Origin of the sequence: Formosa sp. S-31 (genome assembly GCF_051172795.1) — a bacterium.
Lineage (GTDB): Bacteria > Bacteroidota > Bacteroidia > Flavobacteriales > Flavobacteriaceae > Formosa.
This window is the reverse complement of sequence record NZ_JAENDK010000002.1, coordinates 569,711-591,640: the sequence shown is the minus strand read 5'-3', so window position 1 is coordinate 591,640 and position 21,930 is coordinate 569,711. Positions and strand designations below refer to the sequence as shown.

Genomic DNA, 21,930 nt, shown 5'->3' with positions numbered 1-21,930 from the left:
ATGAGTGACGATAAGAAAGTTATTTTCTCAATGTCTGGTTTAACCAAGACATTTCCTGGAGCTAATACTCCGGTTTTAAAGAATATTTATTTAAGTTTTTTCTACGGTGCCAAGATTGGTATTTTAGGTTTAAACGGTTCAGGGAAATCAACCCTGTTAAAAATTATTGCTGGGGTAGATAAAAACTATCAGGGAGATGTAACGTTTCTCCAGGATTATTCTGTAGGTTATTTAGAGCAGGAGCCAAAGCTGGATGAGGATAAAACTGTTATGGAAATTGTACGAGAAGGTGCTTCCGAAACGGTGGCTATTCTTGAAGAATACAATAAGATTAACGATATGTTTGGTCTGGAAGAGGTATATTCTGATCCGGATAAAATGGATAAGCTTATGGCGCGTCAGGCAGAGCTTCAGGATCAGATTGATGCTTCTAATGCCTGGGAACTGGATACTAAGCTGGAAATAGCTATGGATGCTTTAAGAACGCCGGATGGCGATAAAAAGATCAGTGTCCTTTCCGGAGGGGAACGTCGTCGCGTAGCGTTATGTCGTTTGTTGCTTCAGGAGCCGGATGTGTTACTACTGGATGAGCCTACCAACCACCTCGATGCCGAATCGGTACATTGGTTAGAGCAGCATTTAGCACAGTATAAAGGAACTGTAATAGCAGTAACTCACGACCGTTATTTTCTGGATAATGTAGCTGGCTGGATTTTAGAATTAGATCGCGGAGAAGGAATTCCTTGGAAAGGAAATTACTCATCGTGGTTAGATCAGAAATCGAAGCGTCTGGCACAGGAAAATAAAACGGCTTCCAAACGTCAGAAAACTTTAGAGCGAGAGTTGGAATGGGTGCGTCAGGGTGCTAAAGGAAGACAAACCAAACAAAAGGCTCGTCTTAAGAATTACGATAAGTTAATGAGTCAGGATCAAAAACAGCTTGACGAAAAATTAGAAATTTATATTCCAAATGGTCCGCGTTTAGGAACCAATGTAATCGATGCTAATGGTATTAGTAAAGGTTTTGACGATAAATTATTATACGAAGACCTGAACTTTAATTTACCACAGGCTGGTATTGTAGGAGTAATTGGTCCTAACGGAGCTGGTAAAACAACCATTTTCAGAATGATTATGGGAGAGGAGACTCCGGATAAAGGAACCTTTACTGTTGGTGATACCGCAAAAATCGCTTATGTAGATCAGAGTCATGCAAATATAGATCCGGAAAAAACAATCTGGCAAAACTTTAGTGATGAGCAGGAATTGATTTTAATGGGAGGAAAGCAGGTTAATTCTCGTGCCTATTTAAGTCGTTTTAATTTTAGCGGAAGTGAGCAGAATAAAAAGGTAAAACTACTTTCAGGAGGGGAACGTAACCGGTTACATTTGGCCATGACACTTAAAGAAGAGGGTAATGTATTACTTTTGGATGAGCCTACTAACGATTTAGATGTTAATACATTACGTGCTTTGGAAGAAGGTTTGGAAAACTTTGCAGGCTGCGCAGTAGTGATTAGCCACGACAGATGGTTTTTGGATAGAATCTGTACCCATATATTAGCTTTTGAAGGCGATTCTCAAGTGTATTTCTTCGAAGGTAGTTTCAGTGAATACGAGGAGAATAAAAAGAAACGTCTGGGTGGCGATTTAACGCCTAAGCGTATAAAATATAAAAAGTTAGTCCGTTAATCCGGATTTGAAATTTATAAACAAAACAGCCCGCACTTGCGGGCTGTTTTTATGTTTGGTTTATAGGAGTTCTGATTTAGTTAATATAGATGCCCTTCAGTAAAATCTTTATAAGATTTATCTTCTTCCTCTGATTCTAGAGGATTAATTTGAGCAAGTTTATCGTTTTCAGCTTTTAGTTTATAGGTGTTAATTAAACCTAATACCAGTAAAATTAGGAAAACAAAAACGGTAATAGCCAGACCTATAACAATAGCCTGATGTTGTATTAAGGCCAAACCGATAAAAGTTGAGCCGATAAAGCAGGTAGTATTCGACATGATGTGGGGGTTAATTGGTTAATAGCAAGTCAAATATATTCTTTTTATCTGAAAACTTTATGTAAGTCGTGTTAATTTTTTGAATACCAATCTAGTAGAGTTACTTTTATGTTTGAATTTTTACTATTAACCAGCATTTTAAATTGGTTAACATCGCTAAAACCATCGGTGCCTCTATAGTGGTATGGAATAACTTCTTTGGGTTTAAATTCCAGAACAGCACTCGCTGCCTTATCGACAGGCATAGTGTATGGTAAATTCATACAAACAAATGCCATATCGATATGTTTTAACTGACGCATTTCCGGAATGTCTTCAGTATCTCCCGATATGTAAATGCGTTCTTTTCCGTTGTTAATAATATAGCCGTTGCCTCGTCCTTTAGTATGAAATTTTAAAGCTTCCGTTCTTAAATTGTACATGGGAATAGCTTCAATATTCAAGCTTTTAAAAGCTTTGGATTCGTCGTTATTCAGAATTGATGTCTGTTGTTTTAAGCCCGAAGATAGTTTATCAGCAACCGCTTGTGGCGCAATTATCATGGTTTCAGGTTGAATAATGGCTTCCAGAGTTTCCTCATTCAAATGATCACCATGAATATCTGTAATTAGAATAAGGTCTGGTGACTTTTGTCCGTTAAAGACTTCTGCGGCTCCAACAGGATCAATATAAACAGTCAGGTCATCAAACTCTAAAATAAAAGTGGCGTGCGAAAGCGGAATGACTTTTGTTTCAGGCGACGTTCCAGGTAAAGATGCTGTAATAATATTACTTGGGGAGCTAACAGGTTTTTTATTTAAAGGACATAAGGAAAAAGTTGCTAAACTAAACAGACCTATAATTAATGCTTTCATAAGATGTAAGGTTTTGATTATTAGCTAAAAATTACAAATTTATTTTGAGTTTGCTCTCATGAAGTCAGTAATTAAATAGCATATTAGCTTAGCAATCTGGTTGTCGTTTTCAGATAAAGGGATGGCTTCCGAAATATGTAAATACTTTACTTGGGGGTGTTTTCCAAAGAAATGAACAAACTGTCTGGCCTTTTTTACACTGAATCCGCTTGGGGTCATTGCACTGCTGCCTACATTTTGAATGGCATCCACATCTATTTCTATTCCGAAAGGGCGGGCTTCAATATGGTTTAACGCAAATAGAAGTTCCTTTTTAAAGGATGTATTTTGCTTAATTTCTATGTCTTCGTAGGTGTTATATTGAATATGTTTAAGCTTGTTTAAAGTCTTAAAGGTATTTTCTGAGGTATAATCTTCATGCATACCGAAAATAAAATAGTCCTTAAGAAAACCTTCGGTATAGGCAAAAGTAAAGCCGTTGCCGCTATGTCTGCCTTTGTCCTGTCTGAAATTAGAATGCGCATCAAGGTTAATGGCATTTATCGGTTTATTTAAGGCTAAAGCAGTACCTTTAATATTGCCATAGGCATTATTATGTCCGCCACCAATAATAATGGGGGTTTTACCCGCTTTAGTAATTTCAAAAATTAGTTGAGTAACCGCCTTATCAATTTTCTTGACCATTTTTTGAGCCTTGCTAATATGTTTCGGGGAGCTCTGGTCTAGACCTTGTAGTTTTTCCAGCTCTTTATCGAAGTTTAAATGACCAAGTATAAGAAGCTTGTTTGGGTTGGTAAACTGGTTTTTCTGAATATTAAGCAAATTTTTTATGGTACAATGCCAGGCGCCTGAAGTCCCGCTAACACCCATGTTAGCGAAAATCCCTACATCTTCAGGAAGTCCAATAAGTACATACTCGACGTCCAAAGTTTTAAGTTGCTCGTATATATTGCTAGAGGATGATAAAGTGATAACGTTTTCGCCAAACTTAGTTTCGAGTGCTCGGTATTGCGTTAGTGCTTTTAAATCAGATTCTGTAAATAAAACTAGTTTATCCATTAATTATAATTAGGGTTTCAAAATTAAAAATACAAGTTTTTTTGTTTGGCGGCCTTTATTTTAATAATATTAAACTATAAAAATCGAATATCAACTTAACCAATCTTATTAATTAAAAATTAAACAAAATTATGGAAAACAATACGAAGAGTAACGGAATGAAAATAGCTCTAGGCATTGCTTTAGTCTTATTTTTAGGAACAGCGTTTTACACGTTCGACTTAATGAAACAAAAGAAAGAGACAGAAACTCAGCTTCGTGAGGAAAAGCAATTAGTAATGAACGATTTAAGCAATATGGCGAAGCAATACGATGCTGCCATTAGTGAAAATGAAATAGCAAATAATAATTTAATTGAAGCAAGGGCGCGTATTCAGGGCCTTATGGACTCGCTTCAAATCTCTGAAACCAACGTAAAAAGTCTTTGGAAATACAAACAACGTTACGTAAGCTTACAAAAGGAAATGAATGCCTTAATGGAAGAAAACGAAAAGCTTAAGGTTGAAAATTCGTTATTGGCAACGTCTTTAGACAGTACAAGAGTACGTTTAGAAGAGCGTAACATGTTTACCGATTCTTTATTGGTACAAAATACAGCTTTAGCAGAAGTCATGGAAAATGCAGCGGTATTAAACACAGTAGGTTTAAAAGGTTTTGGTGTAATAGAAAGAAGCTCAGGTAAATTAATCCCAACAGAACGTGCCAGACGTGTAGACAAAATTCGCGTGTGTTTTACGGTAGCTAAAAACACTTTAGTACAGGCAGGAGACCAGGAGTTATACATTCAGGTTATAGACCCTAAAAACAATATTCTAGGTGCTAACGAGCAGGTTGTATTTGGAGAAACCACTATAAACTACAGCTTAGTAAGCCGTTTTAACTATGAAAATACAAGTTTAAATGTTTGTGAATTCGTAGCAGGTAATGGCGAAGAGAAATTCCTTGACGGACGCTATGTAGTAAATGTATACAATGCGAAAGATTTAGTGTCAACGTCTGAATTTACGTTAAAATAGACTTCTAGTATTTAGTAGAATAATACTAAAAACCCCGGATATATTAAATATCCGGGGTTTTTTTTATGAAATAAAGTTAAGAGCTTTAGTCTACAATATGTCCGTTAATGATAACGGTATCAATGTGATTTTCTCCGAAAGCATACGGCAGATAGTTATAACTTGGAATACAGTTTGTAATAATAACATTCGCTTTTTTACCCCTGGTTATACTGCCATACATATTACTAACACCCATAGCGTAAGCCCCGTTAATGGTGGCTGCATTTATAGCTTCTTCCGGCGTCATTTTCATTTTTATACAGGCTGTACTAACAACAAAGTTCATATTTCCGCTAGGGGTAGAGCCTGGGTTGTAATCAGTTGCTAGAGCTAATGGTAGATCCGCATCAATAATAGCTCTCGCCGGAGTATACGGAATACTTAAAAAGTATGAACATGAAGGTAAAGCTACAGGCATGGTGTCACTTCCTTTTAGAGCTTCAATATCTTCCGGATTCATAACCTCCAGATGATCAACTGAAAGTGCTTTGTGTTTTACTCCCAAAGCCACACCACCAAAGGCATTAAACTGATTGACATGGATTTTAGGAACCAGACCATGTGCCGTTCCGGCTTCCAGAATTTTATCGGTGTCTTCCAGTGTAAAATAACCTTCTTCGCAAAATACATCCACATAATGGGCCAGTTGTTCTTTGGCGATTTCTGGAATCATTTCATTAATTATTTGCTGTACATACCCTTCCTTATTGCCTTTGAACGCTTTAGGAACAGCATGAGCGCCTAAGAATGTTGCTTTTACCAGAATATTAAAATCGTGTTTTATACGTTTAATAACACGAAGCATTTTAAGTTCAGATTCCGGGGTTAAACCATAGCCCGATTTAATTTCTATAGCTCCGGTTCCAAGTCTCATAACGGTTTTTAATCGGGCAACAGCTTGCTCGTATAATTCATCTTCAGTGGCTTGTTCCAGCTTTTCTGCCGAATTTAAAATACCGCCACCACGCTTGGCAATATCTTCGTAGCTCAGGCCGTTTATGCGGTCTACAAATTCCTGTTCGCGATGTCCTGCATATACCAGATGGGTATGCGAATCGCACCATGCAGGTAGAACTATTTTATCGGTAGCATCTATAACCCGTTCGGCAACGGTATCACCCATATCTTTCATTTCCCCAAACTCGACTATGGTGTCGTGTTCTATTAACAGGTAAGCATTTTCAATATAGGGCAGGTGTTTCATATCGCTTCCAACCACTTTAAGTACATTAGTGTCACGGGTTTGAAGCAGTTGTTTAATGTTAGTTATGAGTATAGACATGTATTTAGTTTTATAAGGCTAAATTTAAACAATTATATCCACTTAGAGGGAGCGTTTTAATCACGGAATTCCGAATAAATGTAATAAACACACGAATAGTTTAGCTTAGTAATATTCGGGATAACGGTATACTTTTATCAGGCTATCTGTGACGTGATGTCTGCGTGTTATGAGCTGAGGAAAATTGAAGCTGTCCTGGTTATCGTAGTTAATACTAATAAAATCAATTAGGGTATTTAAAGTATCTTTTATTGTGATTTGTTTTAAAGTGTCAGTAGTATACTGATATTGGGTAGTATAATATGAGGTAAAATTGTCTACACTTTTTAAAATTCTTCCATTAGGAGCGTACCAGTTTATTTTTTCGTTTTGTTTATATCGTTTTTGTGTATAACAACTAATGCGTTCCCTGTGTTTTGTTTTCCATCGGGTTTTACAATAATAGTTAGGGGTATTAGGAAAACTTTGCTTGTCAAAAAACAGTTTTTTTTCGGTTTTAATTAGTGTGTCTCCCTGTTTGTTTCGAGTAAAGGATGTTTTTATCCGACCTTGTTTAGTAAACGTGTAATGTACTTGTTTTAATAGGATTGAATCAGTATCAGATTGTATTTGGTAATACGTTTCAGTTAAGGTTTTAAGGTTTTGGTTAATTCCCTGTTGTTTTAAATACGGTACAGAAGAACAGGCTTGTATACCGATAACAGCCACAATTAATAATACTGTTTTATGTTGTGTGACACGCTTCATAATATAAAGGTACAGCTTTTTAACGGGCTAACAATTACGGCATCTTGACCAGATTTATTTATACTACTATTTAAAATTACTTAAGCTTGGCTTAACCTTTAATTCTATAAAAAACACTGAATTTTGCAGAAAAAACATGGAACTATTTTTAACCACTTTCGGGGCATTATTTTCAATTATGAATCCGCTGGGCACAGTGCCCGTTTTTGTAGGACTGTCTACCGAGCATTCTAAAAAAGAACGTGCTGTTTTGGCCTTCTGGACCGCGGTAAATGCTTTTATAATCTTGTTGCTTTCGTTTTTCGCGGGCAAATATATTTTGTCTTTTTTCGGGATAACTATAAATGCGCTTAAAATTGCAGGAGGTCTTATTATAGCGTCTTCCGGATTTGCCCTATTAACGGGTAAATTTGTAGAACATAAAGGAATGAAACGGAAGCGGGTAGAGGAAGATATTCAATCGCGAAATGAAGTAAGTTTAACTCCTCTGGCCATTCCCATGCTGGCGGGGCCAGGTACCATTTCGTTATTAATAACTTATAATCAGGAGTTCACTGAAATTGAAGATATATCGATTATACTTAGCGCTATAGTTTTAACAATACTGGCTATTTATCTTATCTTAAAAAGTGCTCATTTTATAGTTAAATTTCTGGGAGCATCCGGGATTAATGCCTTGTCGCGCATTATAGGGTTTATCGTGATTGCTATTGGGGTAGAGTATATTATTTCCTCACTTAGCACTATTGTAGCGACATGGCACTTAGCTTAGAATATTTTTTCTACAAAAGTTCTTTAGCTCTTTAAGGTAATTTCTAATGCGACAATGCTAGTTTTAATCGGCGTTTTTTCATTAGCATAAAAGCGCCTAGAGAAATACTTCCGCATACCGCAAAGCCCATAAATAAAGGTAAGACGGTTTCGTTTACATAACCACCGATAAACGTGGCAATAGGAATCGCTATAAGCGTTTGAATAAATCCGGTAATTGCAGCTCCTATTCCGGCAATATGTCCTATAGGTTCCATAGCTATGGCTCTAAGGTTACCAAAAATAAAGCCGAGCGTTAAAAACTGTGCTACTAAAAACGGGATTAATATACCCAGACCTGGGTTGGGTTTATTCCAGAAAAATAACACATAAGTAATGGAAATCAGGCTAAAAACACTAAGGGCTAAGAATGATAAACGACGCATGCCTAAGCGTACTACCATAGTTCCGTTTAATAAAGTAGAAACTCCGATTGATGTGGCTAATCCCGCAAAGACATAAGGGAATTTATCGCCAATACCATACTGGTCTTCAAATACGTGTTGCGAGGCACTTAAATAGACCATAAATGCGCCTTGAATAAAACCGGCAACCACAGTAAATAAAATAGCTTCTTTGTATTTTATTAATTCTTTAAAACCATCAATGTATACGTGTCTCGATAGAGGAATTTTGTATTCAGGTTTCAGGGTTTCTTTCTGGCGTTTCCAGAACCAAATGGTAACCAGAACAGCGAAGAAAAGTTGCGTATAGAAAATAGTTTCCCAGCTAAAATGATTGAGTATAAACTGACCTAAAGCGGGGGCTATAACCGGGACTAAAATAAAGAAAGCAGTAACAAAAGACATCATTCTGGCCATATAATCACCTTTATGAGCGTCTCTTATTATCGAAATACTGATAGTTCGTGGCGCTGCCAGACCAATGCCCTGAAGTACACGTCCTGCAAGCATAAGTTCCAGCGAATTTGAAAATATACAAACCAGACTCGCCAGAATAAAAATACCGAAACCGGCATACATAACCGGTTTTCTTCCGTAACTGTCAGAAATAGGTCCCAGAATTAATTGTCCAATTCCGAATCCTAAAAATATCATGGTAACCAGTAATTGTAAATCGGTGCTGTTATGGTTTCCAATAGCCGTTCCTATCTCAGGAATAGCAGGAAGCAAGGCATCTATAGACAAGGCTACTATAGACATTAACGAAGCCATTAAGGCTACAAATTCAAACTGATTTTTCTGTGATTTGTTATTTTGCATCCTGCAAAAGTACGGTATACAAGCAATTGTTATGTTAAAATAATGTAATAATAAAACATTATTTTCAAGTTGATAAAATAGCGGTGTAAATGTTAGGGTATTGATAATGATTCCAATAAAAAGCTAACACGGACATAATGATAAACACTTAATAATTTGTGGTTTAGGGCTTTAATGTAGTATTAGAAATCCTGATTTTTTGCATACATTCGTAACATGAGACACTTAAAGCGCGTAGAACAATCCGGTTCGTCTAAAAACACTAAGGTTAGTATTTTAAAAGCCTTTAAAACAATAATATGGCCCAGACGCAATCTGGTATTAATCGGTTTAATATTAATTGTTTTAAGTCGTTTGGCAAGTTTGGTTTTGCCCTGGAAAAGTAAAGTGTTACTGGACGAGGTCATTCCAAATAAAGATTATGAGCAATTATACGGTTTATTGTTAATTGTTGGGGGAGCGATTCTGGTTCAGGCTATAACCTCGTTCTTATTAACTAAAATTTTAAGTGTACAGGCCCAGTATTTAATTTCTGAATTACGGGCACAGGTACAGAAAAAAGTATTGTCGCTACCTATTAGTTTTTTCGATAATACGAAGTCTGGTGTTTTGGTCAGTCGAATTATGACCGATGTTGAAGGCGTTAGAAATTTGATAGGTACGGGCTTAGTGCAATTGGTAGGAGGGACGTTTACAGCGATAGTTTCTTTAATTCTCTTAATTCGTATAAGTCCGTCCATGACACTTTTTGTATTAGTACCAGTGGCGGTTTTCGGAATATTGGCACTAAAAGCCTTTAAATTTATACGACCTATTTTTAGAAAACGCGGTGTTTTAAATGCCGAGGTTACTGGGAGACTTACAGAAACACTGTCGGGAGTGCGGGTAATTAAAGCTTTTAATGCTGAAGCGCAGGAACACAAAACGTTCGAGATGGGAGTGGAAAAGCTATTTCAAAATGTAAAAAAGAGTTTAACAGCTACTGCAGCTATGACTAGTTCTTCCACATTTTTACTGGGCTTGGCTTCAACAGGAATTATGGGAATAGGTGGATATAAAATTATGCAGGGCGAATTATCTATTGGAGATTTTATGTTTTTTACTTTGCTTCTTGGGTTTATGATTGCACCTATAGTGCAGATGAGTAACATAGGAAGTCAGTTAACCGAAGCACTGGCAGGACTGGATCGTACGGAAGAATTAATGAATATGGCCGCGGAAGACGATACCGAACAACGTACAGTTGTTTTAGAAGAGATTAAAGGGAATCTAGAATTTAATCGGGTGAATTTTGCTTACGAAGCAGGAAAGGACGTTTTGCATGATATTAGTTTTACAGCCCCACCGGGATCGGTAATTGCGTTGGTTGGCAGTTCTGGTTCAGGAAAGTCTACCATAGCGGGTTTATCAGCTACATTTTTAAATCCTAAATCCGGAATGATTACTATAGACGGCATAGATCTTTCAACTGTCGTGTTAAGTAGTTTTCGCTCGCATTTGGGGGTGGTTTTACAAGATGAATTTTTGTTTGAAGGTACTATACGAGAAAACATTTTGTTTCCGAAACCAGAGGCCACAGAAGAAGAATTAATACATGCTGTAGCATCGGCATATGTAAATGAATTTACAGATCGGTTTGAGGATGGTCTGGATACTGTTATTGGAGAACGTGGAGTTAAATTATCGGGCGGACAACGCCAGCGTATTGCTATAGCCCGTGCTATACTGGCTAATCCTAAAATAATTATATTGGATGAGGCGACTTCGAATTTAGATACCGAAAGTGAAGGCTATATTCAAAAAAGTTTAAATCAGTTAACACTAAACAGAACTACTATAGTTATTGCACACCGCTTAAGTACTATTCGCAAAGCTGATCAGATTCTGGTTATTGAAAACGGACGTATAGCCGAAAGGGGAACACACGATGAGTTAATTGCCTCTCAAGGCCGTTATTACGATTTATACACTTACCAGGCTAAGATTTAACCCGTATTTTATAGCGTAGTGAGGGCTTGGTTAAATAAGAAGATTTTCTACTTCGACACATACTTTAATCCGATAATAGATAAGATTAAAGTAGAAATAAAAACGATTCGCCAAACATCAGCCGGTTCTTTAAAAATTAATATTCCAACTAAAACAGTACCAACTGCGCCAATGCCTGTCCAGACCGCATAGGCTGTACCTATAGGTATGGTTTGAGTAGCTTTAATAAGTAAAGTCATACTTATAGCCAGGCATATTATAAACGCTATATACCAAAAAACGGCCGCAGAGCCTTCGGCATATTTTGCTTTACCTAAACAGGTCGCGAAAGCAACCTCGAACAGTCCGGCAATTATTAAAATAATCCAATTCAAAGTAAATGGTTTTCTCGGGTTGGTTAGACGCTAAATTAGAATAGAGTGTTATACCAATTCCGCTTTAGTATCGGCAATAGTTTCAGCAATAGCATCCCAAAGGGTAATTCGAAGTTGTAAGGCTTCTTTTGCCGTATTTAAAACACCTTCCCATTTTAGCATATCCTTACCACATAGTTGAGAAATCATTTTTAAAGCTATAGGACCGTGCTCGTCACCATCCAGTTCAATATGGCGTTGCAGGTAATACGTTAGTTTGCTATAAGAAGTGTTTTCTGACTCATTTTTATTTACAATTTCAAAAAACATATCTGGTATTATATCTTCTCTTCCAAAGGTGAATGCTGAAGCAATAAGGTGAGATTCGTTACTTTCTATAATTTTAAATGTGAATTCTAAAAACTTGATTACCGCTTTTGACGCATTTACGATCTTGGCCGCTTTACAAACTGGAATTTTATTTTCTATTAGTTGTAAAAAGGTTGAAATGGGAGTGGTATCCGCACCGATTTGCTGCATGGCATCCAGGTACATTTCGTAATGACTTTTTGGTTCTCCCAGTTCGTTTATATCACTTTCTTCGCCGTGAACAATTTCGTTGATAAATCTGGCTAACTCAGGTGTCTTTGAAGGTATCCACGGTAAGGAAACAGTAGTGAATTTTAGTTGTAAGGCTTTTAAAAGCGACATAAAATCCCATACGGCAAACACATGATTTTCCATAAATACTTTAATATCGTCTATTTCAGACAATGTGTTATAAAGTTTATGGTCTTTTAATTGCTGTCTTAAGTCCGATAATTCCGATTCTATATATTGTAACTGTACCATGCGATAGATTATAAAAAAATAGTCGGCAAATTTACAAAAGCAGATAGACTTATTAAAAATAAAATGCCTTGTTAAATTGTTAAAAGTTAGGACCTAAAAAAAGAGGATTAAATCTAATCCTCTTTTTAAATGTCTCTAAAATGGTTTCTAGTCTATTCTATAGTAGATTCCTGCATCGTATGATATACGTTTTGCACATCATCGTCTTCTTCGATTTTTTCTAAAAGTTTTTCAACATCTGCAACTTGGTCTGGTGTAAGCTCTTTAGTGACTTGCGGTATTCTTTCGAAACCAGAAGATAAGATTTCGATTCCTCTGGATTCCAGTTCAGCCTGGATTGCACCAAAACTTTCAAATGGCGCATAAATTAAAATACCATCCTCATCGGCAAAAACTTCTTCAGCTCCAAAATCTATTAATTCCAGTTCTAGTTCTTCAGGGTCTAAACCTTCGGCATTAATTCTGAAATTACAGGTGTGATCGAACATAAATACTACCGAGCCGGAAGTTCCTAAACTTCCATCGCATTTATTAAAATAACTACGAATATTGGCTACAGTTCTGGTATTATTGTCTGTAGCAGTTTCTACTAAAATGGCGATACCGTGTGGTGCATAGCCTTCAAAAATAACTTCTTTATAATCGCCTAAACTTTTGTCGCTCGCTCGTTTAATGGCACGCTCTACGTTGTCTTTAGGCATGTTAACAGCTTTGGCGTTCTGGATAACGGCACGTAAACGCGCATTGGTATCTGGATCAGGACCACCTTCTTTAACAGCCATTACAATGTCTTTACCAATACGAGTAAAGGCTTTACTCATGGCAGACCAACGTTTCATTTTACGTGCTTTACGAAATTCAAAAGCTCTTCCCATTATATATGTATATTTTTTGTTTAGTTGGCTGCAAATTTAAAAAAAAACTAACAACTCAAATTATTTTTACTCGTCTTCTGGTTCAACAATCGCTTCGATTGCTTTGGCCAGTTTAAAATCGGTTTCGGTTACACCACCTGCACTATGTGTGCTTAAGGAAATGGTTAAAACATTATAGCTGTTAGACCAGTCCGGATGATGATTTAAAGCTTCACATTCAAAGGCGATTCGGCTCATGGCGCTAAAACAGTCTTTAAAGTTTTCAAATTCAAATTCTACGTGAATGGCGTTTTCGTAATACTCCCATTCCGGAAATTGAAGTAAACGTGTTTCGATGTCTTGTTCTGATAATTTGCTCATATAGGTACGTTTTTTGTGCTATTAAAATAGTGATTTTAACTCGTAAAATCAATTAAAGACTTAAATCTGTAAGGATTTCTTGGCTTGTGGATTGTAAGTGTTTGGGTAGCAGGTTATCTTTGGGTAATACCGCCAAATAGCGATCGTTATTTGTCGTGAAAACATGTTTAAAAATAGGAGTGGTGGTGCTTATTATGGGAATAATTTCCTTAATAAATTCGTCGTGATGCACCAGATCTTTGCTTCCTAAGTGATAAATACCATATCTATTCCTGTTAATTAAATAATGTATTTGTTGAGTTATTTTAGAGTCGGAAGTAACGTTTAAAATTAAATTAGGGAAAACTTCTATAGGTTGCTTGTCCAGCAGGAGTTGTTTTAGTTCTTTTATTCGGGGCGATTGTGGCCCGAAAACCATGGGCAAGCGTAAAATGCAGATTTGTTTTTTAGGGAGACGCATCAGCATATTTTCTATTTTTATTTTGAAATGCCCGTAAACACTATGACTTAAGGTTTTGTCGTTTTCGTAGCTTGGATATTGGCTATAGGCATCGAAAACATTTGCAGAGGATAAATAAAATAATTTCGATTTACGCTTTAGCAAATATTCAGCAATATGGTTATGTGCTATAACCTGGGCTGAAAAATCGCCGCGAAGTGCAGAAATGATAATTGTAGGTCTGATGGCATCCAGGATTTCAAAAACATCATCTTCTTCTACGTTATATTGGAAAAAATGCCGATTGTTTTCAAATTCAGATTTCCAGGTTCTAAAGGTACCAAAGGTATTAAAATAGGAGCAAAGCTCTTTATATATGGCATTGCCTATATAGCCGCTTGCTCCCAGAATAAGAATTTTATGTTTTTTGGCGCCCTCCTTCATGTGTTCTGAATGTATTGAGAAGCAGGAAAGGTTTTACCCTTTGTAAAACGGAAGTTTTACTACGGTGGCAGGAACGGCATTCTTTCTAATTTGAATGTTAATTTTACTTCCTACACTGGTAAAATCTGTATTTACATAACCTAAACCGATACCGTATCCTAATGATGGCGACATGGTTCCGGAGGTTACATTTCCTATTTTATTTCCATCAGCATCCACAATGTCGTAACCCTGGCGTGGAATTCCGCGTTCATCTAATTTAAACCCGATAAGTTTTTTGGTTACACCTTCAGTTTTTTGTGCTAATAAGGCTTCTGAATTTGTAAACGCTTTAGTGAATTTGGTAACCCATCCTAATCCGGCTTCTATTGGCGAAGTCGTATCGTCTATGTCGTTGCCATATAAACAATACCCCATTTCTAAACGTAAGGTATCTCTTGCAGCCAGACCAATTGGTTTAGCGCCGGCTTCTGTAACTTTATGCCAGATTTGTTGCACTTCACTGTTTTTACAGTAAATCTCAAATCCGCCGCTACCGGTATATCCTGTAGCCGAAATAATTACATTTTCGATTCCTGCAAAATCTCCAACTTCAAAACTGTAAAATTTGATAGCTGCTAAATCGTGACTTGTAAGTGCTTGCATTGCTTCAACAGCTTTCGGGCCTTGAATGGCTAATAGAGAATATTCATCACTTAAATTACGCATGTCGGCACCAACATCGTTTTTAGACGAAATCCAGTTCCAGTCCTTTTCAATATTACTAGCATTTACAACCAATAGGTAGGTATCTTCTTTAATTTTGTAAATAATTAAATCATCTACTATACCGCCATCTTCATTAGGTAAACAACTGTATTGTGCTTTACCAATGGTTAATTTAGAAGCATCATTACTACTAACTTTTTGTATTAAAGCTAAGGCATTCGGCCCCTCAATTAAAAATTCACCCATGTGGCTAACATCAAAAACACCAACGGCATTTCTAACGGTTTCATGTTCTATATTTACACCTTCGTATTGAACAGGCATGTTATATCCTGCAAAAGGAACCATTTTAGCTCCCAGAGCCTGGTGAGTTGCAGTTAAGGCTGTATTTTTCATTTAGTTTGTTTTGAATGATGCGCAAAAGTATAGAATTTTATCTGTTTTAAAGCATGGTCGGATTATAAATTGCGTGTTTTAAGGTTCAAATCCTAAATCATTTTTTAGGATTGTAAGGGAATGATTTAAATTATTTATGTTAGATGTATATCTTTGTTAATAAACAATTTAACCAGCCATATGCTATTTAATCAATATCCTTCAATCTATGGAATTGTAATATTATTCTGTATATGCTTTAGCTGTAGTTTACCTGTTCAGGCGCAAATTAATTACGAATATTCCAACAATAAAAGTTTCAATCTGGGATCTTATGGACGTGTGGGCGTTGGCTGGACTTTTGATAATGGTGAAGCTGTGGGTAGAAGTCTGAATTTGCTTAACATGGGAAGTATTGGCGGGCGTCTGGAAGAACAGGATTATCTTGAGCTGGCACCTAATTTTAATTTCAGGCCAAAGGAAGGCGATGCAACCAAGATTCATGTACAGGTACGATTGTCTGTATATGCTACAAGTTTAACGTCTATAGGAAATTCTTCAACCACAAGTATTGGGGGCTTAAATTTTGCTTTACCGGAAATTTATGCAGAGGCCAGAAATATTGGAGGAAAAGATTTGAATTTATGGATTGGATCTCGATTATATCGCGGTGAAGACGTTCATGTAGCCGATCATTTTTATTTTAACGATCATTCCGGGCAAGGGGTTGGTGTAGAATATAAAAAGTCCCGGTTTGCTACAATTTTTGTTGCTTCTACAGATACGACATCTACCTTACCTCCTTATTTTTATCTGAATATAAAAACAGGAACCTTAAGTGCTGCATTGAGACAACGTACCGTTTTTGTGAGTGAGCAGGATTTTGACTTGAATGAGAATAACAGTATAACTGCTCTGGCAGAGTTTCATTATATGGGAGATGGCGATAGCGACAATGAGTTGACGGAAGAAGGCGATGTGGAACATGCTGTTAACTTTCCTTCGGATATTGGTTTTGTTGCTGGAGTGAGATATAAAAGGAGTTTTAAAAAACTCAGGGAAGGGTCTTATAATAATTTAACTGTGCGCTATGGAAGTGGTATTGCAAATGGGGGAGATGGAGGGCTCTCAAAAACCTGGCTTACCTTTGGAGCGCCTGATTCTTTATCTTTAAATTTTAAAGGAGCCTATTCTCTGGCCGTTGTAAATAATACCATTTTAAATGTGTCGGATACCTATGCCGTAAACGCATATATGATATTAACATCCAGTAAAGGTGCTGCAGACTCAAATCATATGGCGCCGACGTATTTTGAAAATGAAGTGTTTAATCGGAAGCTGGACTTTGCTATCGGAGCACGGAATGAATTTTTTATAAGTGATTATTTTCATGTTTTAGGCGAGCTGCATTATTCACAGCGCAAGGATGGTGAAAATCCCACTGCGAGTATGACAAAGCTGAGTATTGCACCGGTTTATGTCCCCACTGGTTTGCGCGACATATGGGCGCGACCGCATTTAAGATTTGTAGCCTCGGTAGCACGATATAATGATTATGCTATGGAAAATTCCTATTCGCCATATCTGCTCGCTACAGGAGCAAGGCGTTGGGGATATTATCTTGGTTTTAAAGCCGAATGGTGGCTTTGGAAATAAAAAAAGACCATTTTTAAATGGTCTTTTTTGTGTTTAAATGCGTTTACCGGTTTAATAGATATGTTTTTAAATCGCTGTAAGTGTCTATGGCTATTGCTTTTTTCTTTTTACCCATAACTTTTAAAATCTGCGGTGGTAATGCCACATTTTCACGAATAACATCTTCTACTATGTCCAGGAACTTTGTTGGATGTGCTGTTTCCAAACATACACAATGCGCATCCGGATGCGATTCGATGTAAGCTTTGGCGCCTAAATACCCTACAGCACCGTGAGGATCTGCAACATAGGTGAAATCGTTATAGATTTCTTTCAGTGCAGCTTTGGTTTCTTCATCTGTATAACTGAAAGACGATAAGTTTTCTTTTAATTGCTCAAAATCATTATTGTAAATGTTTTGAATTCTAACAAAATTACTTGGATTACCTACATCCATGGCATTAGAAATTGTTTGTACCGATGGTTTCGGTTCGTAATCCTTGGTTTCCAGATATCGGGTAACCACATTATTCTGGTTGTTGGACGCTATAAAATGGTTTACAGGTAAGCCTAATTGTTGTGCCATCATTCCGGCACAAACATTTCCAAAGTTTCCACTAGGTACAGAAAATACAATGTTACTGTATTTTTTATGTAAGGCTTTATAGGCAAACATAAAGTAAAACAACTGTGGTAACCAACGGGCAACGTTAATAGAGTTAGCTGATGTCAGTTTCATTTTAGAGGTTAAATTTTCATCTAAAAAGGCTTTTTTTACCATGTCCTGACAATCGTCGAAAGTACCATTAACTTCTAATGCAGTAATGTTCTTTTTGAGCGTAGTAAGTTGTTTCTCCTGGATATCGCTTACTTTTCCACTAGGGTATAAAATAACAACTTTTACACCTTTAACGCCTAAAAACCCGTTAGCTACGGCTCCTCCGGTATCTCCTGAGGTGGCGACTAACACTGTAACTTCCTCGTCGCTATCTTTAGAGAAATAGCCCAGACATCTGGCCATAAATCGGGCTCCAACATCTTTAAAAGCCATAGTTGGTCCGTGGAATAGCTCTAAAAATGAAATATTTTTATTTAATTCCACTACAGGAAAATCAAAAGAAAGGGTGTCTTCAATAATGGCTTTAAGATCGTCCTCAGGAATTTCCGGTGATACAAATTGCTTAATGGCTTGATAAGCAATTTCATTATGTGATAAATCGTCTATATTTTCAAAGAATTCCTTCGGGAGAGGTGTAATAGAGTCTGGAAAATACAAACCCTTATCTGGTGCAAGACCTTTGATAACCGCATCCTTGAAAGTGGTTTCAGGAGCCTGATTGTTTAAACTAAAAAATTTCATAGCGTTTTTTGTTTATTTGAGTCAATTAGAATGAGTTGTTGTTTAATATTTTCATGCCTTCAGCATTAATTTTAGAGACATAAGTATCGAAGGCTATATTGGTATTCTGGTATACTTTTTTAATAGCTTCTTCAACTTTTAAAGCCGTTTCTTTGCCTTCACATAAGGAAAACACAGAAGGTCCCGAACCAGAAATTCCACTTCCTAAAGCACCTGATTCTGCCGCAGCTGCTTTTACTTCGTTGTACAGTGGAATGAGTTTGCTTCGGTAAGGTTCAACAATGGCATCGTGTAATGAACGATGAATTAAACTGTAATCATTGGTGTGAAGACCGTGAATTAAGCTACCCACGTTAGCCCATTGCGTTATGGCATCTTTCAAATCGATTTGTTTTGGTAAAATAGCACGTGCCTCTGACGTTTTAATTTCAATCTGGGGGTGAATTATAGTTGCGTATAATTTATCTGGCGTTGGAATTTCAAGGACATCAACCACAGGTGTCACACTTTTTACTAAAGTAAAACCGCCAAATAGGGCAGGGGCAATATTATCGGCGTGTTCGCTTTGGCTCGCCAAAGCTTCACCTTTCATTGCAAAATAAGTAAGTTGCGTTTTGTTATAAGGTCTGCCCAGTAATTCGTTTATAGCAAAAACACTACCCGCAGCACTTGCCGAACTACTGCCAACCCCGCTTCCCGGTTTAATTTTTTTATAAATTTCTATTTCAAAACCACAATCGGGTCTGGCATCTGCTAAAAGTGCCAGAGCAGAAACTCCGGCAACATTCTTTTCGGCTTCTAATGGTAAATCATAGCCTTCTATCTTGGTAATAAAAATGCCTTTTTTATGAGTTTTACGGATTATCATTTCATCGCCAATACTATCCAGGCAAAATCCTAAAACATCAAAACCACAGGAAACGTTTGCTACAGTAGCAGGTGAAAATATCTTTAATTCGTTCATTTTTTATTTTAAGACAGGTATTTTCCATATTGAACTATACCTGTCTTCTTAAATTTTTAGTTATTTCCTATTCTTATGATGTCTGCAAATAATCCTGAAGCTGTAACATCTGCTCCAGCTCCGGCTCCTTTTATTATCATTGGTTGTTCCGGGTAACGCTGAGTGTAAAACATTACAATATTGTCTTTACCTTTAAGATTATAAAACGGATGGCCTTCAGGAATTTCTCTTAAGCCAACTTTTGCTTTTCCGTTATTGAATTCAGCTACATATTTTAACTGTGCTTTGTTGGCTTTAGCCGAGGCAAACAGGTTTTGATAATGCGCTTCGTCTGCAATCAGGGTTTGGTAAAAATCGTCTACGGTATCACTTTTTAATCCTGCTTCAGAAAGGAACGGCGTGTTTTCTATGTCTTCAAGATTCATTTCGGTTCCACTTTCTCGTGCCAGTATTAATATTTTACGGGCAACATCTACACCACTTAAATCTATACGTGGGTCCGGCTCAGTATAGCCTTCGGCAGCAGCTTGTTTAACGACGTCGTAAAACTTTGTAGTATCGTTAAAATTATTAAATACGAAATTTAAACTTCCTGATAAAACAGCCTGTATTGAAGTAACTTTATCTCCCGAAGCGATTAAATTGTTTAGTGTATCAATAACCGGTAAACCGGCACCTACATTAGTTTCGAAAAGGTAAGGTGCATTGTATTTATATGATAAGGTTTTAAGTTCCTTGTATTTTTCGAAAGCACTGGAACAGGCAATTTTGTTACAGGCTACAACTGCTATACTATGCTTTAAATATTGAGCGTATAGATCTGCAACATCTTTATTGGCGGTAACATCAACAAAAATGCTGTTGCGTAGGTTTAAAGATTTTACTGTTTCTAAAAAGCCTTCTAGTGTGGCAGGAATTCCATCTTCGTTTAATTGTTCTTTCCAGTTCTTTAAAGTTAGTCCGTCTTCATTGAACAGCATTTTTCTGGAATTCGACAAACCAATTACACGCAAATTTATTTTTAAATTGTCTTTTAGGTATTTGCGCTGCTGTTTAATTTGTTCTACCAGACGTTCTCCTACGTTTCCTACACCTGTAATAAAGACATTGAGTTGCTTAATATTACCTTCAAAAAAAACTTCGTGTAAAATATTTAAAGCTTTTTTTACGTCTTTCTGAGCTATAACTGCAGAGATATTCTTTTCGGAAGCACCTTGAGCTATGGCACGAATATTAATGTTGTTTTTTCCAAGGGCACTAAACATTTTTCCACTGATACCCTGATGACTTTTCATGTTATCACCAATAAGAGCGATGATTGAAAGATCATTTTCCACTAAAATCGGATCGATTTTATTTAGTGAAATTTCATTTTCAAACTCAGCATCGATAGCGGTTTTTGCTACTTCGGCGTCTTTTTCGTCAATTCCGAAGCATATGGAATGTTCGGATGACGCCTGAGTGATAAGGATAATATTAATTTTTTCCTGTGCCAGTGTCTGAAATAAACGTCTTGAAAATCCCGGAATACCAACCATGCCATTTCCTTGTAAGGTTAATAATGCTACATTGCTGATATTGGTAATACCTTTAGCTGTATTAGTTGCCGAGGTGCTGTCTTGCGATATTATTGTACCTACGGCTTCAGGTTCTAAAGTATTTTTAATATGTATAGGTATTTGTAAACTTAGTACCGGTTGAACCGTTGGTGGATATAATACTTTTGCTCCGAAATGCGACAATTCCATGGCTTCCTGGTACGATAGTTTTTCTATTGGCATGGCCTGTTTTACCAATTTTGGATTGGCTGTAAACATACCACTAACGTCGGTCCAGATTTCCAGTTGTTCTACTTCTAAAGCGGCAGCAACAATAGCTGCAGTAAAATCAGATCCGCCACGGCCTAATGTCGTAAATTCTCCCGTTGCAGTGCTTGCGATAAACCCAGGTAAAATTGTAATGTCAAAAGTGCTGTTTTTAAAATAGTCCTGAATATTGGTGTTAGTTATAGGGTAGTTAACTTCTGCTTTAGTAAAATTAGCATTTGTGGTAATTAATTCCTGACTGTTTTTACGTTCGGCATTTGCTCCTCTTGATTTTAAAGTTTCAGCAATAATATAAGAGGATAATAGTTCGCCGTAGCTTACAAGTTTATCGGACGTTTTTGGTGATAATTCATTTATTAAATAAATCCCGTCCAGTAAACTTTTTAAACCATTCAATTTAGTTGTAACAGTTTCTAAAACAGTTTCATTGTGTTCCGGAATTAATTCTTTAACTAAATTTAGATGAATACTTTTAATCGTTTCAAATTTATCTGTATAATCACTGTTTTTTGTCTGTGCAAGATAGCCGGCTTCCAGGAGTTTATCAGTTACGCCTCCAACGGCCGATACCACACAAATAACCTGGTCTTTTTGTGCGTAGTTGTTTAATATAGAAACAACATTATTGATGTTTTTTGAGGAGCCTACAGAAGTGCCTCCAAATTTTAATACTTTCATTTTAAGTTAGATTGTATAATTTTAATA

General features: G+C 36.8%; 20 protein-coding genes. 5 read left to right on the top strand and 15 right to left on the bottom strand.

What is annotated here, in order from left to right; all coding sequences use genetic code 11:
• On the top strand, nucleotides 1–1,692 hold the full coding sequence (gene ettA / locus I3217_RS02890) for an energy-dependent translational throttle protein EttA (protein ID WP_435048224.1): 1,692 nt from the start codon (nucleotides 1–3) through the stop codon (nucleotides 1,690–1,692).
• Nucleotides 1,693–1,772: 80 nt separating this feature from the next.
• Here the strand turns inward: ettA and I3217_RS02885 are convergent, their stop codons facing one another.
• The 3 genes from I3217_RS02885 to I3217_RS02875 form a co-directional block, all read right to left on the bottom strand.
• Complete coding sequence (locus I3217_RS02885; protein WP_435048223.1) at nucleotides 1,773–2,012, bottom strand: hypothetical protein; 240 nt, start codon at nucleotides 2,010–2,012, stop codon at nucleotides 1,773–1,775.
• Between the two features lie 71 nt (nucleotides 2,013–2,083).
• Nucleotides 2,084–2,866: an MBL fold metallo-hydrolase gene (locus I3217_RS02880; protein ID WP_435048222.1), complete on the bottom strand. Its 783-nt coding sequence runs from the start codon at nucleotides 2,864–2,866 to the stop codon at nucleotides 2,084–2,086.
• Nucleotides 2,867–2,905: 39 nt separating this feature from the next.
• Nucleotides 2,906–3,925, bottom strand: coding sequence for a formimidoylglutamase (locus tag I3217_RS02875; protein ID WP_435048221.1), 1,020 nt, complete (start codon nucleotides 3,923–3,925; stop codon nucleotides 2,906–2,908).
• Nucleotides 3,926–4,056: 131 nt separating this feature from the next.
• Between I3217_RS02875 and I3217_RS02870 the strand changes: the two genes are divergently transcribed.
• Nucleotides 4,057–4,941 (top strand): chromosome partitioning protein ParA, encoded by an 885-nt coding sequence (locus tag I3217_RS02870; protein ID WP_435048220.1) that lies wholly within the window; start codon nucleotides 4,057–4,059, stop codon nucleotides 4,939–4,941.
• An 85-nt stretch (nucleotides 4,942–5,026) separates the two neighbouring features.
• On the opposite strand, the gene hutI is transcribed toward I3217_RS02870, so the two are convergent.
• Nucleotides 5,027–6,265, bottom strand: coding sequence for an imidazolonepropionase (gene hutI, locus I3217_RS02865; RefSeq protein WP_435048219.1), 1,239 nt, complete (start codon nucleotides 6,263–6,265; stop codon nucleotides 5,027–5,029).
• Nucleotides 6,266–6,370: 105 nt separating this feature from the next.
• Nucleotides 6,371–7,012 carry a hypothetical protein gene (locus tag I3217_RS02860; RefSeq protein ID WP_435048218.1) on the bottom strand — a complete coding sequence of 214 codons (642 nt, stop codon included), beginning with the start codon at nucleotides 7,010–7,012 and terminating at the stop codon, nucleotides 6,371–6,373.
• Between the two features lie 136 nt (nucleotides 7,013–7,148).
• Here I3217_RS02860 and I3217_RS02855 point away from each other — a divergent pair, with 136 nt between their 5' ends.
• The gene (locus I3217_RS02855) at nucleotides 7,149–7,784 is read left to right on the top strand and encodes a MarC family NAAT transporter (RefSeq protein ID WP_435048217.1); all 636 of its coding nucleotides are present in this window, start codon (nucleotides 7,149–7,151) and stop codon (nucleotides 7,782–7,784) included.
• 43 nt (nucleotides 7,785–7,827) lie between these two features.
• Here I3217_RS02855 and I3217_RS02850 read toward each other — a convergent pair whose 3' ends face one another.
• Nucleotides 7,828–9,045 carry a multidrug effflux MFS transporter gene (locus tag I3217_RS02850; protein ID WP_435048216.1) on the bottom strand — a complete coding sequence of 406 codons (1,218 nt, stop codon included), beginning with the start codon at nucleotides 9,043–9,045 and terminating at the stop codon, nucleotides 7,828–7,830.
• Nucleotides 9,046–9,261: 216 nt separating this feature from the next.
• Here I3217_RS02850 and I3217_RS02845 point away from each other — a divergent pair, with 216 nt between their 5' ends.
• Nucleotides 9,262–11,034 carry an ABC transporter ATP-binding protein gene (locus I3217_RS02845; RefSeq protein WP_435048215.1) on the top strand — a complete coding sequence of 591 codons (1,773 nt, stop codon included), beginning with the start codon at nucleotides 9,262–9,264 and terminating at the stop codon, nucleotides 11,032–11,034.
• Between the two features lie 47 nt (nucleotides 11,035–11,081).
• Here I3217_RS02845 and I3217_RS02840 read toward each other — a convergent pair whose 3' ends face one another.
• The 6 genes from I3217_RS02840 to gcvT form a co-directional block, all read right to left on the bottom strand.
• Entirely contained in the window at nucleotides 11,082–11,408 is a 327-nt protein-coding gene (locus tag I3217_RS02840) for a DMT family transporter (RefSeq protein WP_435048214.1), read from the bottom strand.
• 48 nt (nucleotides 11,409–11,456) lie between these two features.
• Nucleotides 11,457–12,239 (bottom strand): DUF3050 domain-containing protein, encoded by a 783-nt coding sequence (locus I3217_RS02835; protein WP_435048213.1) that lies wholly within the window; start codon nucleotides 12,237–12,239, stop codon nucleotides 11,457–11,459.
• Between the two features lie 152 nt (nucleotides 12,240–12,391).
• Nucleotides 12,392–13,114 (bottom strand): YebC/PmpR family DNA-binding transcriptional regulator, encoded by a 723-nt coding sequence (locus tag I3217_RS02830; protein ID WP_435048212.1) that lies wholly within the window; start codon nucleotides 13,112–13,114, stop codon nucleotides 12,392–12,394.
• A gap of 66 nt (nucleotides 13,115–13,180) precedes the next feature.
• Nucleotides 13,181–13,474 carry a 4a-hydroxytetrahydrobiopterin dehydratase gene (locus I3217_RS02825; protein WP_435048211.1) on the bottom strand — a complete coding sequence of 98 codons (294 nt, stop codon included), beginning with the start codon at nucleotides 13,472–13,474 and terminating at the stop codon, nucleotides 13,181–13,183.
• 52 nt (nucleotides 13,475–13,526) lie between these two features.
• Nucleotides 13,527–14,357 carry a sugar nucleotide-binding protein gene (locus tag I3217_RS02820; RefSeq protein WP_435048210.1) on the bottom strand — a complete coding sequence of 277 codons (831 nt, stop codon included), beginning with the start codon at nucleotides 14,355–14,357 and terminating at the stop codon, nucleotides 13,527–13,529.
• A gap of 33 nt (nucleotides 14,358–14,390) precedes the next feature.
• Nucleotides 14,391–15,461, bottom strand: a complete 1,071-nt coding sequence (gene gcvT, locus I3217_RS02815) for a glycine cleavage system aminomethyltransferase GcvT (RefSeq protein WP_435048209.1) — start codon at nucleotides 15,459–15,461, stop codon at nucleotides 14,391–14,393.
• A gap of 180 nt (nucleotides 15,462–15,641) precedes the next feature.
• Here gcvT and I3217_RS02810 point away from each other — a divergent pair, with 180 nt between their 5' ends.
• Complete coding sequence (locus I3217_RS02810) at nucleotides 15,642–17,096, top strand: carbohydrate porin (protein ID WP_435048208.1); 1,455 nt, start codon at nucleotides 15,642–15,644, stop codon at nucleotides 17,094–17,096.
• A gap of 43 nt (nucleotides 17,097–17,139) precedes the next feature.
• On the opposite strand, the gene thrC is transcribed toward I3217_RS02810, so the two are convergent.
• The 3 genes from thrC to thrA are packed head-to-tail and all read right to left on the bottom strand — an operon-like array spanning nucleotide 17,140 to nucleotide 21,903.
• The gene (thrC, locus tag I3217_RS02805; RefSeq protein WP_435048207.1) at nucleotides 17,140–18,435 is read right to left on the bottom strand and encodes a threonine synthase; all 1,296 of its coding nucleotides are present in this window, start codon (nucleotides 18,433–18,435) and stop codon (nucleotides 17,140–17,142) included.
• A gap of 25 nt (nucleotides 18,436–18,460) precedes the next feature.
• Nucleotides 18,461–19,399 carry a homoserine kinase gene (locus tag I3217_RS02800; RefSeq protein WP_435048206.1) on the bottom strand — a complete coding sequence of 313 codons (939 nt, stop codon included), beginning with the start codon at nucleotides 19,397–19,399 and terminating at the stop codon, nucleotides 18,461–18,463.
• Nucleotides 19,400–19,455: 56 nt separating this feature from the next.
• Complete coding sequence (gene thrA / locus I3217_RS02795) at nucleotides 19,456–21,903, bottom strand: bifunctional aspartate kinase/homoserine dehydrogenase I (protein WP_435048205.1); 2,448 nt, start codon at nucleotides 21,901–21,903, stop codon at nucleotides 19,456–19,458.
• Between the last annotated feature and the right edge of the window lie 27 nt (nucleotides 21,904–21,930).

Bases quoted from the DNA above. Each gene is read 5' to 3' on its own strand.
- ettA (WP_435048224.1), top strand. From the start codon at position 1: ATGAGTGACGATAAGAAAGTTATTTTCTCAATGTCTGGTTTAACCAAG.
- I3217_RS02885 (WP_435048223.1), bottom strand. From the start codon at position 2,012: ATGTCGAATACTACCTGCTTTATCGGCTCAACTTTTATCGGTTTGGCC.
- I3217_RS02880 (WP_435048222.1), bottom strand. From the start codon at position 2,866: ATGAAAGCATTAATTATAGGTCTGTTTAGTTTAGCAACTTTTTCCTTA.
- I3217_RS02875 (WP_435048221.1), bottom strand. From the start codon at position 3,925: ATGGATAAACTAGTTTTATTTACAGAATCTGATTTAAAAGCACTAACG.
- I3217_RS02870 (WP_435048220.1), top strand. From the start codon at position 4,057: ATGGAAAACAATACGAAGAGTAACGGAATGAAAATAGCTCTAGGCATT.
- hutI (WP_435048219.1), bottom strand. From the start codon at position 6,265: ATGTCTATACTCATAACTAACATTAAACAACTGCTTCAAACCCGTGAC.
- I3217_RS02860 (WP_435048218.1), bottom strand. From the start codon at position 7,012: ATGAAGCGTGTCACACAACATAAAACAGTATTATTAATTGTGGCTGTT.
- I3217_RS02855 (WP_435048217.1), top strand. From the start codon at position 7,149: ATGGAACTATTTTTAACCACTTTCGGGGCATTATTTTCAATTATGAAT.
- I3217_RS02850 (WP_435048216.1), bottom strand. From the start codon at position 9,045: ATGCAAAATAACAAATCACAGAAAAATCAGTTTGAATTTGTAGCCTTA.
- I3217_RS02845 (WP_435048215.1), top strand. From the start codon at position 9,262: ATGAGACACTTAAAGCGCGTAGAACAATCCGGTTCGTCTAAAAACACT.
- I3217_RS02835 (WP_435048213.1), bottom strand. From the start codon at position 12,239: ATGGTACAGTTACAATATATAGAATCGGAATTATCGGACTTAAGACAG.
- I3217_RS02830 (WP_435048212.1), bottom strand. From the start codon at position 13,114: ATGGGAAGAGCTTTTGAATTTCGTAAAGCACGTAAAATGAAACGTTGG.
- I3217_RS02825 (WP_435048211.1), bottom strand. From the start codon at position 13,474: ATGAGCAAATTATCAGAACAAGACATCGAAACACGTTTACTTCAATTT.
- I3217_RS02820 (WP_435048210.1), bottom strand. From the start codon at position 14,357: ATGAAGGAGGGCGCCAAAAAACATAAAATTCTTATTCTGGGAGCAAGC.
- gcvT (WP_435048209.1), bottom strand. From the start codon at position 15,461: ATGAAAAATACAGCCTTAACTGCAACTCACCAGGCTCTGGGAGCTAAA.
- I3217_RS02810 (WP_435048208.1), top strand. From the start codon at position 15,642: ATGCTATTTAATCAATATCCTTCAATCTATGGAATTGTAATATTATTC.
- thrC (WP_435048207.1), bottom strand. From the start codon at position 18,435: ATGAAATTTTTTAGTTTAAACAATCAGGCTCCTGAAACCACTTTCAAG.
- I3217_RS02800 (WP_435048206.1), bottom strand. From the start codon at position 19,399: ATGAACGAATTAAAGATATTTTCACCTGCTACTGTAGCAAACGTTTCC.
- thrA (WP_435048205.1), bottom strand. From the start codon at position 21,903: ATGAAAGTATTAAAATTTGGAGGCACTTCTGTAGGCTCCTCAAAAAAC.